Origin of the sequence: Streptomyces sp. NPDC001750, from assembly GCF_042892615.1 — a bacterium.
Taxonomy (GTDB): domain Bacteria; phylum Actinomycetota; class Actinomycetes; order Streptomycetales; family Streptomycetaceae; genus Streptomyces.
Genome location: NZ_JBIAUE010000012.1, coordinates 58530 through 72773, shown reverse-complemented (window position 1 = coordinate 72773; position 14244 = coordinate 58530). Strand labels below are relative to the sequence as shown.

General features: G+C 72.3%; 11 protein-coding genes. 4 read left to right on the top strand and 7 right to left on the bottom strand.

All coding sequences use genetic code 11. The features are described from left to right. Nucleotides 1-20: 20 nt before the first annotated feature. The 4 genes from ACFYY6_RS19785 (at nucleotide 21) to pepN (ending at nucleotide 7849) form a co-directional block, all read left to right on the top strand. Nucleotides 21-197, top strand: a complete 177-nt coding sequence (locus ACFYY6_RS19785; RefSeq protein WP_389194389.1) for a hypothetical protein — start codon at nucleotides 21-23, stop codon at nucleotides 195-197. Nucleotides 198-468: 271 nt separating this feature from the next. After that, nucleotides 469-3777 carry a S8 family serine peptidase gene (locus ACFYY6_RS19780; RefSeq protein ID WP_351518139.1) on the top strand — a complete coding sequence of 1103 codons (3309 nt, stop codon included), beginning with the start codon at nucleotides 469-471 and terminating at the stop codon, nucleotides 3775-3777. Between the two features lie 273 nt (nucleotides 3778-4050). Continuing rightward, nucleotides 4051-5082 (top strand): aspartate-semialdehyde dehydrogenase, encoded by a 1032-nt coding sequence (locus ACFYY6_RS19775; protein ID WP_351518137.1) that lies wholly within the window; start codon nucleotides 4051-4053, stop codon nucleotides 5080-5082. Between the two features lie 190 nt (nucleotides 5083-5272). Continuing rightward, complete coding sequence (gene pepN / locus ACFYY6_RS19770; protein WP_351518136.1) at nucleotides 5273-7849, top strand: aminopeptidase N; 2577 nt, start codon at nucleotides 5273-5275, stop codon at nucleotides 7847-7849. Nucleotides 7850-8005: 156 nt separating this feature from the next. On the opposite strand, the gene ACFYY6_RS19765 is transcribed toward pepN, so the two are convergent. From ACFYY6_RS19765 to ACFYY6_RS19735, 7 genes are all read right to left on the bottom strand, one after another. Then, nucleotides 8006-8410, bottom strand: coding sequence for a type II toxin-antitoxin system VapC family toxin (locus ACFYY6_RS19765; RefSeq protein ID WP_351518135.1), 405 nt, complete (start codon nucleotides 8408-8410; stop codon nucleotides 8006-8008). Next, entirely contained in the window at nucleotides 8403-8705 is a 303-nt protein-coding gene (locus tag ACFYY6_RS19760) for a PhdYeFM domain-containing protein (RefSeq protein ID WP_351518133.1), read from the bottom strand. Before ACFYY6_RS19760 ends, ACFYY6_RS19765 begins: the two co-directional genes overlap by 8 nt. Before the next feature lie 117 nt (nucleotides 8706-8822). Beyond that, entirely contained in the window at nucleotides 8823-9998 is a 1176-nt protein-coding gene (alc, locus tag ACFYY6_RS19755) for an allantoicase (protein ID WP_351518131.1), read from the bottom strand. A gap of 43 nt (nucleotides 9999-10041) precedes the next feature. Then, the gene (locus tag ACFYY6_RS19750; protein WP_351518130.1) at nucleotides 10042-10980 is read right to left on the bottom strand and encodes a LysR substrate-binding domain-containing protein; all 939 of its coding nucleotides are present in this window, start codon (nucleotides 10978-10980) and stop codon (nucleotides 10042-10044) included. Between the two features lie 198 nt (nucleotides 10981-11178). Next, a complete protein-coding gene (locus tag ACFYY6_RS19745; protein ID WP_351518128.1) occupies nucleotides 11179-11409 on the bottom strand; it encodes a hypothetical protein in 231 nt (76 codons plus the stop codon). A gap of 161 nt (nucleotides 11410-11570) precedes the next feature. Next, nucleotides 11571-13811 carry a 4-alpha-glucanotransferase gene (gene malQ, locus ACFYY6_RS19740; RefSeq protein ID WP_389194385.1) on the bottom strand — a complete coding sequence of 747 codons (2241 nt, stop codon included), beginning with the start codon at nucleotides 13809-13811 and terminating at the stop codon, nucleotides 11571-11573. Continuing rightward, the gene (locus ACFYY6_RS19735; RefSeq protein ID WP_351518125.1) at nucleotides 13812-14093 is read right to left on the bottom strand and encodes a hypothetical protein; all 282 of its coding nucleotides are present in this window, start codon (nucleotides 14091-14093) and stop codon (nucleotides 13812-13814) included. Nucleotides 14094-14244: the final 151 nt, after the last annotated feature.

Here is a 14244-nt window from a genome sequence, read left to right as displayed (position 1 = left end):
CCGGGGCGTGCTTTTCGGCCGTGGGACACACACGCTTCAGGACCGCGTTGTCCCGGTTCGCCGACGGGTGTGTAACAGCGGGTTGGTGCCGGGTCCGGCTCGCCGCGGCCGAGCAGCAGGCGGTCGTGGCGCGTACGGCCCTGTCCGCGGCGGCGAACCACGCACCGGCGGCCCGTGTGATCGTCCTGCCCCGCTGACCGTGCGCGCTTCGCGTGCCGCGCACCGCGCAGGCAGAGCTCGCACGCACCCCGTTCCGTACGCGTGCCGGATTCCGCCCGCACCATGTCGAACTCCCGCCACAGGCACCGCTATCCACCGTTTCATCCCTGATGGCACATCAGCCCCGGTGGCGGGATGCCGCCATGTCCACATCTCGCCCCCCACAACTCTCCACAAACCCCTGTCATTTACGAAAGGGTGAGCGGTCATCCGGTACCGAATTCCGGACCTTCTCTTTCACTTTCAGGGATGCTGATGACCACCGAGTCCTCCAGTCTGATACCCGGGGCGAGACGCGCGGCCCGAGTCGCGGCTGCCGCCGGCCTGGTGGCCGCGCTCGCCGCCACCGGCGCGGCCCCCGTCTTCGCCGTCGACAACCCCGCGCCCGGTCCTGTCAAGTCCGCCGCCGAGGACGCCTCCAAGGACAAGCTCGGCGCGAACGACGCCGAGGTCCTGGCCAAGGCCAAGGCCAAGGGCGAGAAGAACATCACGATGATGGTCGCCACCGCTCCCGGTGCGACCGCCCAGGTCGCCGAGCAGCTGGACGCCGTCAAGGGCTCCGTGCTCGGGCGCGCGTACGACAAGCTCGGCTACGTACGGGCCACCGTGCCGACCGCGAGCGCCGAGGCGACCATCAAGGCCGCCTCCAAGCTGTCCTCCGTCCACGGCATCGATCTCAAGCAGGAGATCAAGCTGGACGACCCGACGCCCGCGGGCGACCGCGCCGCCGGGGCGCCGAAGACGAAGGCCACCGGCAGCTACCCGGCTCCCGACAAGAAGACCCCGGCGAAGAACCCGTACAACCCGTCCTTCGAGACGGGCGCGGTGGACTTCGTCGAGCAGCACCCCCGGGCCGACGGCCGCGGGATCACCATCGGCATCCTCGACTCGGGTGTCGACCTCGGCCACCCGGCGCTGCAGAAGACCACCACGGGCGAGCGCAAGATCGTCGACTGGGTGACCGCCACGGACCCGGTCAGCGACGGCGACGGCACCTGGCTGCGGATGACCGACTCGGTGTCCGGCCCGACCTTCACGCACCAGGGCCGCACGTACAAGGCGCCCAAGGGCGACTACCGGATCAGCCTGTTCGCCGAGGCCGCCACCAAGGGCGGCGACATGGCGGGCGACCTGAACCGCGACGGCGACACCACCGACGTGTGGGCCGTGCTGTACGACCCGGTCACCGGTGACGTGCGCGTCGACCTGAACGACAACGCCGACTTCACCGACGACGCCACCCTGAAGCCGTACAAGGAGAAGCACCAGGTCTCCTACTTCGGCAAGGACGACCCGCGCACCGACGTCGCCGAGCGCATCCCGTTCACCGTGGAGACGCGCAAGAACGTCGTCTACAACGCGGCGGGCGCCACGGCCGACTTCGTCAACATCGGCGTCATCGAGAGCGAGCACGGCACCCACGTCGCGGGCATCACCGCCGCGAACGGCCTGTTCGGCGGCAAGATGAACGGTGCCGCGCCCGGCGCGAAGATCGTCTCCTCGCGCGCCTGCACCTGGTCCGGCGGCTGCACCAACATCGCGCTCACCGAGGGCATGATCGACCTCGTCGTGAACCGCGGTGTCGACGTCGTCAACATGTCGATCGGCGGCCTGCCGCCGCTGAACGACGGCAACAACGCCCGCGCGGAGCTCTACAAGCGGCTCGTCGACATCTACGGCGTCCAGCTGGTCATCTCGGCCGGCAACGACGGCCCGGGCGTGAACACCATCGGCGACCCCGGCCTCGCCGACCACGTCATCTCCGTCGGCGCGTCCATCTCCAAGGAGACCTGGGCCGCCAACTACGGCTCGAACGTCACCAAGAAGTACGACATGATGCCGTTCTCCTCGCGCGGTCCGCGTGAGGACGGCGGCTTCACGCCGACCCTGACGGCCCCGGGTGCCGCGATCAACACCACCCAGACCTGGCTGCCCGGCGGTCCGGTCAAGGAGGCGGGCTACAACCTGCCGGCCGGCTACTCCATGCTCCAGGGCACCTCGATGGCCTCGCCGCAGGCCGCCGGCGCGACCGCGCTGCTGCTGTCCGCCGCGAAGCAGAAGCACATCGAGCTTCCGCCGGCCGATCTGCGCACCGCGCTGACCAGCTCCGCCACCCACATCAAGGACGTGCCCGCGCACGCCCAGGGCTCCGGTCTGATCGACATCGTCGGCGCCTGGAAGCTGATCGAGAAGCAGGGCACCCCGGCGCACGAGTACAAGGTCAAGGCCCCGGTCGACACCGCGATCGACTTCGCGCTCAAGACCCCGGGCTTCGGCACCGGCCTCTACGACCGCGAGGGCGGCCTGAAGGTCGGCCAGAAGAAGACGTACGACGTCACGATCACCCGCACCACGGGTCCGGACAAGGCCGTCAAGCACCAGCTGTCGTGGAAGAACAACGACGGCACCTTCAAGCTGCTCGGCCCGTCCGCCGTCTCCCTGCCGCTGGACCGGCCGGTCACGGTGAAGGTCCAGGCGAAGCCGGGCAGCAAGGGCGTGCACAGCGCGATCCTGCGCGTCGACGACAAGAAGACCGTCGGCGTCGACCAGCAGATCCTCACCACGGTCGTCGTCTCCACGGAGCTGGCGAAGCCCTCCTACGCGTTCAAGGCGTCCGGATCGGTGCAGCGCAACAGCAGCACCTCGTACTTCCTGACCGTCCCGGAAGGCGCCAAGACCCTTGAGGTCGCGATGAGCGGTCTGCGCTCCGGCAGCCAGACCCGCTTCATCTCGATCCACCCGTACGGGGTGCAGATGGAGGACAGCTCCACCATCTTCTGCTACCCGAACTACGAGAACCCGGCCAACACCTGCCGCCCCGACGTGCGCTCCTACAAGGACCCGCAGCCGGGCGTCTGGGAGATCGAGGTCGAGGCGCGCCGCACCTCGCCGCTGCTGGACAACCCGTACAAGCTGGACGTCTCGCTGCTTGGTGCCACCTTCGACCCGGCGGTGCAGACCCTTCCCGAGGCGAAGATCGGCACCCCGGCCCCGGTGACCTGGAAGGCCACCAACGACGCCGGTGACCTGGTGGGCTCGCTGAAGGGCGGTTCGCTGGGCTCGGCCAAGGTCGCCAAGCCGACGATCAAGACGGGTGACGAGCAGCTGTACACGGTCACCATCGGTGAGGGCGTCGAGAAGCTGGACGTCGCCATCGGCGGCACCTCGGACGCCAACGCGGACCTGGACCTGTACGTCTTCAAGGGCAACACCCAGGTCGCCGCGTCCACGACGGCCGGCTCCGAGGAGGCGGTCAGCATGGAGAAGCCCGCCGCCGGTACGTACACCGTCCTCGTGCACGGCTACGACGTGCCCGCCGGGACCAGCACGTACGACTACCGCGACGTGTACTACGCGCCGTCGCTCGGCACGATCAAGGTCGACGAGTCGAAGGCCGTGAACCTGGCGGGCGGCGCCTCCACCGAGATCGCCGCCGAGGTTTCGGTCGCCGGGGCGGCCCCCGCCGGCCGGCAGTTCTTCGGCGAGGTGCACCTGGTGAACAGCCGCGGCACCGCCGCGGGCACCGGCAGCGTCGTGATCGAGAAGGTCACGCAGTGACCCAGCGGTCACGCGCTGATCGAGTGAGGGTCATGCGGTGACGGACACCCTGTCCGGCATGTGATCCGTACGACAGTGGGGCGGGCGCTCGGCGGAGCGCCCGCCCCACTGCCATGCGCGCGGGAACCGCCACGCCCACCACACGCGCCCCGGCCGCCCCGGCCCGCGGGCGGGCGCTGTCCACACCCCGGACAATGGATTGGACAAGGAAGCCGTGGACATACGCATCATGGAGCGGCAACCGTGCCAGTTCGTACGTTCGAAGGAGTTCCCGTGAAGGTCGGAATCGTCGGCGCCACCGGTCAGGTCGGCACAGTCATGCGCGGGATCCTGGCCGAGCGGAAGTTCCCGGTCGACGAGCTGCGGCTGTTCGCCTCCGCGCGTTCCGCGGGCTCCACCATCACGTGGGAGGGCCGCGAGACCACCATCGAGGACGCCTCGACGGCCGACTACACCGGACTGGACATCGTGCTGTTCTCGGCCGGTGGCGCGACCTCGAAGGCGCTGGCCGAGAAGGTCGCCTCGCAGGGCGCCGTCGTCATCGACAACTCCTCCGCCTGGCGCAAGGACCCCGAGGTCCCGCTGGTGGTCTCGGAGGTCAACCCGCACGCGGTCGCCGACCGCCCCAAGGGCATCATCGCCAACCCGAACTGCACCACGATGGCCGCCATGCCGGTGCTGCGCCCGCTGCACGAGGAGGCCGGCCTGGAGGCGCTGACCGTCGCCACCTACCAGGCGGTGTCCGGTTCCGGGCTGGCCGGCGTCGCCGAGCTGCACGGCCAGGCGTCCAAGGTCGTCGCCGACGCCGACAGGCTCACCCACGACGGCGGGGCCGTCGACTTCCCCGAGCCCGCCGTCTACAAGCGCCCGATCGCGTTCAACGTGCTGCCGCTGGCCGGTTCGATCGTCGACGACGGCTCCTTCGAGACCGACGAGGAGCAGAAGCTCCGCAACGAGTCCCGCAAGATCCTGGAGATCCCGGGGCTGAAGGTGTCCGGCACCTGCGTCCGGGTCCCGGTCTTCTCCGGCCACTCGCTCCAGATCAACGCGCGCTTCGCCCGCCCGATCGGCGTCGAGCGCGCCTACGAGCTGCTGAAGGACGCCCCGGGCGTCGAGCTCTCCGAGATCCCCACCCCGCTCCAGGCGGCGGGCAAGGACGCCTCGTACGTGGGCCGGATCCGGGTCGACGAGACCGTGGAGAACGGCCTCGCGCTCTTCGTCTCCAACGACAACCTGCGCAAGGGCGCGGCGCTGAACGCGGTGCAGATCGCGGAGCTGGTGGCGGCGGAGCTGACGAACGGCTGACGCGTCCGCGCACGGACGACGCACGGGCGAGGGGCGGCCACCGGGATGCGGTGGCCGCCCCTTCGTGCGTCCGCGCGCCCTCCCGCGTCCGCTCGCGCCCGTCCGCGCTCCACTCGCGTTCCTCCGCACTCCGCCCGCGCGTGCGACGTGGAAGGATGACCGAAAACGTCACACCCAAGGAGATGACCGCGTGCCTGGCACGAATCTGACCCGCGAAGAGGCACAGGAGCGGGCGCGCCTGCTGACCGTGGACGCGTACGAGATCGATCTCGACCTCTCCGGAGCGCAGGAGGGCGGCACCTTCCGGTCCGTGACCACGGTGCGCTTCGACTCCGCCGAGGCCGGTGCGGAGACCTTCATCGACCTGGTCGCGCCGACCGTGCACGAGGTCGAGCTGAACGGCAGGACGCTGGACGCCGCGGCCGTGTTCCACGACTCGCGCATCGCGCTCCCGGGCCTGGTCGCCGGCTCCAACGAGCTGAGGGTCGTCGCCGACTGCGCGTACACCAACAGCGGCGAGGGCCTGCACCGCTTCGTCGACCCGGTCGACCAGCAGGCATATCTCTACACCCAGTTCGAGGTTCCGGACGCCCGGCGCGTCTTCGCGAGCTTCGAGCAGCCCGACCTGAAGGCGACGTTCCGGTTCACCGTGAAGGCCCCGGAGGGCTGGACGGTCGTCTCGAACTCCCCGACGCCCGAGCCGCGCGACGACGTCTGGTCCTTCGAGCCGACGCCCCGCATCTCGACGTACATCACGGCCCTGATCGCCGGCCCGTACCACGCGGTGCACAGCAGCTACGAGAAGGACGGCCGGACCGTTCCGCTCGGCATCTACTGCCGCCCGTCGCTGGCCGAGTACCTCGACGCGGACGCGATCTTCGACGTGACGCGGCAGGGCTTCGACTGGTTCCAGGAGAAGTTCGACTACGACTACCCGTTCGCCAAGTACGACCAGCTGTTCGTTCCCGAGTTCAACGCGGGCGCGATGGAGAACGCGGGCGCGGTGACCATCCGCGACCAGTACGTGTTCCGCTCGAAGGTGACGGACGCGGCCTACGAGACGCGCGCCGAGACCATCCTGCACGAGCTGGCCCACATGTGGTTCGGCGACCTCGTCACCATGGAGTGGTGGAACGACCTGTGGCTGAACGAGTCGTTCGCCACGTACACGTCGATCGCCTGCCAGGCGTACGCGGAGGGCTCGAAGTGGCCGCACTCCTGGACGACGTTCGCCAACTCCATGAAGACGTGGGCGTACCGCCAGGACCAGCTGCCCTCCACGCACCCGATCATGGCGGACATCCGTGACCTGGACGACGTGCTGGTCAACTTCGACGGAATCACGTACGCCAAGGGCGCCTCGGTCCTGAAGCAGCTGGTGGCGTACGTCGGCATGGACGAGTTCTTCAGGGGCGTCCAGGCCTACTTCAAGGCGCACGCCTACGGCAACACCCGGCTGTCCGACCTGCTGGGCGCGCTGGAGGAGACCTCCGGCCGCGACCTGAAGACCTGGTCGAAGGCGTGGCTGGAGACGGCGGGCATCAACATCCTGCGCCCGGAGATCACCACGGACGAGAACGGCCACGTCACCTCGTTCACGGTCGTCCAGGAGGCCCCGGCGCTGCCCGCGGGCGCGAAGGGCGAGCCGACACTGCGCCCGCACCGGATCGCGATCGGCGCCTACGATCTCGACGACTCCGGCAAGCTGGTCCGTACGAACCGGATCGAACTGGACGTCGACGGCGAGCGCACCACCGTGCCGTTCCCGGCCGGCACCGCCCGCCCCGCCGTGATCCTGCTCAACGACGACGACCTCTCGTACGCGAAGGTCCGGCTCGACGAGGAGTCGCTGCGCGTCGTCACCGAGCACCTCGGCGACTTCGCCGAGTCCCTTCCCCGCGCCCTGTGCTGGGCCTCCGCGTGGGACATGACCCGCGACGGCGAGCTGGCCACCCGCGACTACCTCTCCCTGGTGCTCTCCGGCATCGGCAAGGAGTCGGACATCGGTGTCGTCCAGTCGCTGCACCGCCAGGTGAAGCTGGCCCTGGACCTGTACGCGGCGCCGGAGTGGCGCGAGGCCGGTCTGGCCCGGTGGACCGAGGCGACCCTCGCCCACCTGCGCGCGGCGGAGCCGGGCAGCGACCACCAGCTGGCCTGGGCCCGTGCCTTCGCGGCGACCGCCCGCACCCCGCAGCAGCTGGACCTGCTGTCCTCGCTGCTCGACGGCAAGGAGACCATCGAGGGTCTGGCCGTCGACACGGAGCTGCGCTGGGCGTTCGTCGAGCGGCTCGCCGCGACCGGCGTCTTCGAGGAGGACGAGATCGCGGGCGAGTACGAGCGCGACCGGACGGCGGCGGGCGAGCGCCACGCGGCGACCGCCCGTGCGGCCCGCCCCACGGAGGCGGCGAAGGCGGAGGCGTGGGCCTCGGTCGTCGAGTCGGACAAGCTGCCGAACGCCGTCCAGGAGGCGGTCATCGCCGGCTTCGTCCAGTCCGACCAGCGCGAACTGCTGGCCCCGTACACGGAGAAGTTCTTCGCGGCGGTCAAGGGCGCCTGGGAGTCCCGCAGCCACGAGATGGCCCAGCAGATCGCCGTCGGCCTCTACCCGGCGATCCAGGTCGCGCAGGAGACCCTGGACGCCACGGACGCCTGGCTGTCCTCGGCGCAGCCGAACGCGGCCCTGCGCCGTCTGGTCTCCGAGTCGCGCTCCGGCGTGGAACGCGCCCTGAAGGCCCGCGCGGCGGACGCGGCGGCGGCCACGGCGTAACGCGGGCCGCACGGAAGAACGACGGTGCCCCGGCCCGCCGCCACGGCGGTCCGGGGCATCGCCGTTCTCCGTTCCCGTTCCCGAACCGTGCCAGGAGGCGCACCGGGGGTGGTGCCGTTCCCGGCAGGCCGGGGCGCCGCGGCCCCCGGACGCCGCTCAGACGGCGACAAACTCCACACCCTGCTCAAGGCCCTTGAAATCGTCCGGGTTGCGCGTGTAGAGCGGCAGCCCTTCGGCGGCCGCCACAGCCGCGATCATCAGGTCCACGCGTCGCGGACGCGGGTTCCGTCCCGACTTGACGACCAGCGCGACCAGCGTGCCGTACCGGCGCGCGGCCTCCCTCCCGAACGGCACCGCGTCGAAGTCCGCCTCCACATCGGCCAGCCGCTGCGCCCTCGCCATCATGTCCACGGGGTCCTTGGCCATGGCGACTCCCTGGGCCAGCTCTGCCAGTACGAGAGCGGGAACGGCCATCTCCACCGGAAGCCGCTCCGGAGCGATGTGCGGCAGGTCGATGACCGTGCAGGTGTCCAGCAACCCCCGCGCGTGACGCTCACCCATGGGCCCGCCCCTGGTCCCGGGACCGCTTCCAGGGGTCGTCGCTCTCACCGATCCGCTCCTCGCTCCCGAAGAACGCGTCGGACTCCGCGCGCATCCGCGCGGAGTCGACACGCGGCGCGGTCCGCCACTTGCGCTGCATCTCCTCGACCGGGATGAACCTCCGGCGAGCGGTCAGCGGGCGGACCTCGGCGATCTCCGTCCCGTTGCGGGTGATGTGGTAGGTCTCGCCCGCTTCCACGTCATCCAGGACTGCTTTGGACCGGGCCGCGAGTTCGCGCTGGGTGATGGTCTTCATGAGTCCAGCGTAGCGCGCCGTATTACATTGCGACACGCGAAGGGCGCTCCTGGCCCCGGGCACCGCTGTTCTTGTTTCCCGGCCCGGACCCGCGACGGGCACGGCACCGGCGGCGGACTACGCCCCGGCCTGCTCGTAGCGGCGGGCCAGATCGGCCGCGCCGGTCTCCGTGAGGCTGCCGTGCAGGCGCATGCGGGCGACACCGCCGTCGGGGAAGGCGTCGAGGCGGACGTGGGTGACGACCGCCTGGGCGCGGAGCGGGAAGCGGTGGAGGGTGTCGGGCTGGAGGCGGGTGCGGGGGATGATCTCGAACCATTCGCCCGTCTCGCCGTTCCGTCCGTGCAGGGCGATCCAGCCGGCCGCGTTGCCCTTGAGGTAGGCGGTGTCGATCTCGACCGCCCGGACCGCACCCTGGGCGGGGAGGCGGAAGCGGACCCAGTCGTTCGTGTCGCGGACCCGGCGGCGGCGGTTCTCCCAGCCGTCGTCCATCCTGCGGGAGGTGCCGGGCAGGATGATCTGGGTGGGCGAGGAGTAGAAGCGGTCCGAGGCGTCCTCGTGACTGCCGCCGTTCACCACGGATACCAGGTCGAAGGTGCCGAGCGCGGCCAGCCAGGAGGGGTCGGGCAGGACCTCGCCGTGGACGCGGAGGCGGGCGATGCCGCCGTCGGGGTGCTGGCACAGGCGCAGGTGGGTGTAACGGCGGCCGTCGGTGATCTCGAAGCCGTTGGCGGCGTGGCCGCGCACCGGGGTCGGCGGGACGATCTCCTCCCACTTCACGTCGTCCGCGAGGAGTTCCTCGGGACCGGGGGCGCCGTCGACCGCCGTCGCCTGGACCGAGACGCGCTGCGGGTAGTTGCCGCGGAAGTGGGCCGTGTCGACGACGATGCCGCGGATGACGCCGGGGGCGCCGAGACGGATCAGCGCCCAGTCGTGCTCGTCCGGGGCCGGGAACGGGTGGCGCGCGTCCGCACCGCGCCGACGGCGGGTCTCCCAGCCGTCCATGACCTTGCCCTTGTGGCCGAAGCGCTCCGGGTCGAAGACCGCGCGTTCCGGGACGAGGAGGTTCTCGCGCTGGGCGAAGAACTCGTCGTTGGCGGCGATCACACCCGCGCCGAGGCGGCGGTCGGCGAGGTCGACGAGATCGGTGAACGGGAGGTCGGTGGTGCGGTAGTCGGCGTACGGGTCGCCGCCGCCGTACGGGGCCGCGTCGTTGGCGTGGGGGTCCTCGGTGGCGTTCTCGTGGTGGTTCTCGTGGGACTTCCCCTGCTGGTTCTCGTTCTGGTCGAAGGTCATGGGGTCACTGTCGCCACCACCGACCCGTCGGGTCCATCGAAAGTTACTGCACTGTCCGTTCAGTGGAAGTGAACGATGCGGCCGTCCCTACGAGCGCCGCGAGGACCCGGGCCACGGCGGGCCCCCGCTCGGCGCCCTGCCGCACCGCCGCCAGCACGTGGCGCCGCGGCTGGTCCGCCTCCAGTACGCGCATCACCACGCCGCCCCGGCGGCCGTGCCGTTCCGCGGACGCCATCCGCGGGATCAGCGCCACCCCCATGCCCGCCTCGACCATGGCCAGGATCGCCGTCCAGCCCGCGGCGCTGTGTGCCTGCTCGGGTACGAATCCGGCGGCCTCGCACGCCGCCGTGGTGATCCGCGACCAGGGGCCGGAGCCGCCGAAGATCCAGGGTTCGTCGCGGAGGTCGGCGAGGCGGAGACCGGGCGCGGCGGCCAGGCGGTGGCCGACGGGCAGGGCCACGTCCAGCGGGTCGGCGAGCAGCGGCAGCACGGCGAACCGGGGGTCGTGGGACGCCGGGGCGTGGGCGGCGAGGGACAGCGCGAGGTCCGCGTCACCGGCGGCCAGCAGTTCGTACGCCTGCGCGGCCTCCGCCTCCCGCACCCGCACGTCCGGTCCCGGGCGGTCCTCGGCGCGCAGCCGCCGCACCGCCGGGACGACGAGGGCGGGCACCGCCGTGGAGAACGCCGCGACCCGTACCTCGCCCGCCTCGCCGCGCAGATAGCCGGTCAGTTCCGCGTCGGCGCGCTCCAACTCGGCGAAGACGGCATCGGCGTGACGCAGCACCAGGTGCGCGGCGTCGGTGAGGCGGACCCGTCGCCCCTGGGCCGCCAGGAGCGGGACGCCCAGCTGCCGGGACAGGTTGGACAGTTGCTGCGAGACGGCCGACGGGGTCATCAGCAGCGCCTCCGCGGTCGCGGTGACCGTGCCCCGGTCGCGCAGCGTGCGAAGGACGCGGAGCTTCTTGACGTCCCAGTCGGTCATGCCCGCGCCCCGGTCACGGCCGCCCCGTCCGGCCGTCCGGGGACGGCCCGGGGCCTTCGTCGTCCGGACACGCGTGCGCGCCGCTCGGCACGGGGTACCGGCGGCGCACTCGGCGGGAGCGGGGGCTCCCCGACATGGATCGATCGCCCGGACACGGGTCCGTCTCCCGGACCCGTCGGACCTGTCCCCCGGGGTTCGTCAGGCCTGCTTCTTGGACTTGTCGAAGACCATGACCAGGCCCGCGATGACCACGAACAGGGCGATGGGGGCCACGACGTACAGGCCGACCGTCTCCATCACGCTCAGGCCCGGACCGGGGTCGTCACCGTCGTCGCGGGTGAGCGCGAGCGCGGGGGACGACATGAGCAGCATCATCAGCGTCGTTCCGGCCGCGACGGCGCCGGCGCGCATAGCGTTCTTCTTGTCCACGGTGCAAACGTAGCGAACGCCCCCGACGGGCGCGCGCCCGGGGGTGCCGTACGGGCCTCGCCACCGCGAGCGAGCGGCGTACGGCCCTGGTACGAACCATGTGCGAACCGCGCACGAGCCGCCCGCGCCCGGGGCCGGGACGCCTCGGGATCAGGACGGGGTCACGGCCGGGGCCCCGGCCCCGTACGCGTCGTCGGCCGCTCCGTCCCGTGTTCCCCGCGCGGACGGAAGACCTCCATCAGCCGGTGCAGCCGGGGCGCGGCGGCCAGTTCCTCCAGCGCGACCGCGTCGCCCTCCGCGTCGGCGAGGGGCAGCCGCCAGTTGGGGTACTGGTCCCAGGTGCCCGGAACGTTCTGCGGGCGGCGGTCGCCGAGCGCGTCGGGGAGCCAGACGCCGACCATGCGGGCGGGGGTGCGCAGCAGGAAGCGGTGTACGGCGCGGACGGCGCCCTCCTCGTCGCCCTCGCCCTCCGGGAGCAGCCGGAGCCGGGCGAGGTGGCCGAGCCATTCGGCGGTGTCGTGGGCCTCCGCGGCCCGCTCTTCCGCGAGGCCGCGGGTGAGCAGGCCGAGGCCGTGACGCAGCGCCACGTGGTCGCCGGTCAGCCGGGCGGCGGTGGGCGGCAGGTCGTGCGTGGTGGCGGTGGCCAGGCAGCCCTCGCGCCACCGCTCGGGGGCGAGCGGGCGGCCGGTGCCGTCCCAGTCCCGTTCGAACCAGAGCACGGAGGTGCCGAGCACACCGCGGCGGGCCAGCGTCTCGCGCACCCACGGCTCGACCGTGCCGAGGTCCTCCCCCACGACGACGGCCCCGGCACGGTGCGCCTCCAGCACCAGGACGGCAAGCATCGCCTCGGCGTCCTGGCCGACGTACGTGCCCTCGGTGGGCGGGCGCCCCTCGGGCACCCACCAGAGCCGGAACAGGCCCATGACATGGTCGATGCGCAGGGCCCCCGCGTGGGCGAGGAGCCCGCGCAGCAGTGTGCGGTAAGGGGCGTAGCCGGACGCGGCGAGGGCGTCGGGGCGCCACGGGGGCAGCCCCCAGTCCTGGCCGTGGGCGTTGAAGGCGTCCGGTGGCGCGCCGACGGACATGCCGCGGGCGAAGGCGTCCCGCAGGGCCCAGGCATCGGAGCCGCCGGGGTGCACGCCGACGGCGAGATCGTGGACGATGCCGACGGCCATCCCCGCGTCCCGGGCCGCGCGCTGGGCGGCGGCGAGCTGTTCGTCGGTCAGCCAGACGAGCCGGCAGTGGAAGTCGACCCGGTCGGCCAGGGCGCGGCGGGCCCGGGCGGTCTCCTCGGAGCGGGGGTCGCGCAGGGCGGTCGGCCAGGTGTGCCAGTCGGGGCCGTGCGCCTCGGCGAGGGCGCACCACAGGGCGTGGTCCTCCAGGGCCTGCCCCTGTTCGGCCAGGAAGTCGCAGTAGGCGGCGCGGCGGCCCGGGGTGAGGGGGACGGCCCGGACGAGTTCGAGGGCCCGGCGCTTGAGCTCCCAGACGGCGTCCCGGTCGATCAGGGCGCCCTTGTGCAGGACGGTGTCGCCGAGCGCGGCGGCACCCTGCCGCAGGTCGTCGAGGGCGGCCCGGTCGGGTACGTGGCCGTACTCGGGGATCGATTCGACGTGCAGATGGACGGGGTCGGGGAAGCGCCGGGACGAGGGGCGGTACGGGGACGGGTCGGTGGGATCGCCGGGCACGGCGGCGTGGAGCGGGTTGATCTGGATGAATCCGGCGCCGAGGGCGCGCCCCGACCAGGCGGCCAGATCGGCGAGGTCGCCGAGGTCGCCCATGCCCCAGGAGCGGGTGGAGAGCAGCGAGTAGAGCTGTACGAGGAAGCCGTGGCAGCGCCCGGGCGGGCCCGGCGCCCGGGGCGGGGCGACGACGAGCGTGGCGCCCGCGCTCCGGCCGCCCGGCGCGCGGGCGGACAACCGGTGCACGCCGAGCGGCGGTTCGCTCCACCAGGCGGGGGCCGTCGGCCCGCCCGCGCCGGCGCCCGCCCCCGTGCCCGTACCGGCGGCCCCCGCGCCCGTCCTCGTGGTCCTGCCCGGACGAGCGCCCCGGCCCGGGGTCGTACCGCCGCCCGCTCCGGCGGGCGTGATCCGCATGGACAGCGGCGGGGGCGAACCGGCGTCCTCAAGGGCGATGTCGAGCGTGGTGCCGGGCGGCAGGGCGGTCAGTGCCGCGGGCGGCGGCTCCCCCGACCACACCACGAGCGTCGGCGGGAGGAGCGCGGAGCGGGCGGCGGACTCGGCGGCGACGAGCGAATCCCGTACCGAATCGGGGGTGGCGGCGTCCACGCCGAGCGCGGCGAGCACGGCGACGAGGGTGTCGTCGGGGACGGACACCGTGACACCGGCGGACGGGGAGTAGGAGGTGGCGACGCCGTGCAGTGCGGCGAGCCGGGACAGGCCCATTCAGACTCCTGGGGACTCCATGCCCCACGTGCTGCCGGCGGTGGCCGGCTCGCTGGTCAGCGGGGCATTGACGGCGAGCGGGGGTTCGCTGGTCAACGGGGTGGCCTCGGCGAGCGGGGGCTCGCTGGTCAGGGGTATCGCGTCGGCGAGCGGCGGCTCGCTGGTCAGCGGGCCGGGTCCGGGCGCGGGGAACACGCCGGGCGACGACGGGCCGGGGAGCGGATCGGGACCGGATGCCTGTCGGGAGAGGGCGGAGAGCAGAAGCTGCGCGGCAGCGGGCATGGTGGCCTCCTGGCCGTGGCGGAACAGGGCACAGCACGCCTACCCAGCGGGCCCGGCCGCAGACGCAGGCGTTGTCGCAACGAGTTCAACGTGCCCCGAGTCACATTCCGTTCCCCTGGGCCCGGTTCTCCGCAAGTCGTCCGTCGATTTC

Excerpts from the sequence above, each read along its gene's own strand:
- ACFYY6_RS19780 (WP_351518139.1), top strand. The coding sequence starts at position 469 with ATGCTGATGACCACCGAGTCCTCCAGTCTGATACCCGGGGCGAGACGC.
- ACFYY6_RS19765 (WP_351518135.1), bottom strand. The coding sequence starts at position 8,410 with ATGGGTGAGCGTCACGCGCGGGGGTTGCTGGACACCTGCACGGTCATC.
- ACFYY6_RS19760 (WP_351518133.1), bottom strand. The coding sequence starts at position 8,705 with ATGAAGACCATCACCCAGCGCGAACTCGCGGCCCGGTCCAAAGCAGTC.
- alc (WP_351518131.1), bottom strand. The coding sequence starts at position 9,998 with ATGACCTTCGACCAGAACGAGAACCAGCAGGGGAAGTCCCACGAGAAC.
- ACFYY6_RS19750 (WP_351518130.1), bottom strand. The coding sequence starts at position 10,980 with ATGACCGACTGGGACGTCAAGAAGCTCCGCGTCCTTCGCACGCTGCGC.
- malQ (WP_389194385.1), bottom strand. The coding sequence starts at position 13,811 with ATGGGCCTGTCCCGGCTCGCCGCACTGCACGGCGTCGCCACCTCCTAC.
- ACFYY6_RS19735 (WP_351518125.1), bottom strand. The coding sequence starts at position 14,093 with ATGCCCGCTGCCGCGCAGCTTCTGCTCTCCGCCCTCTCCCGACAGGCA.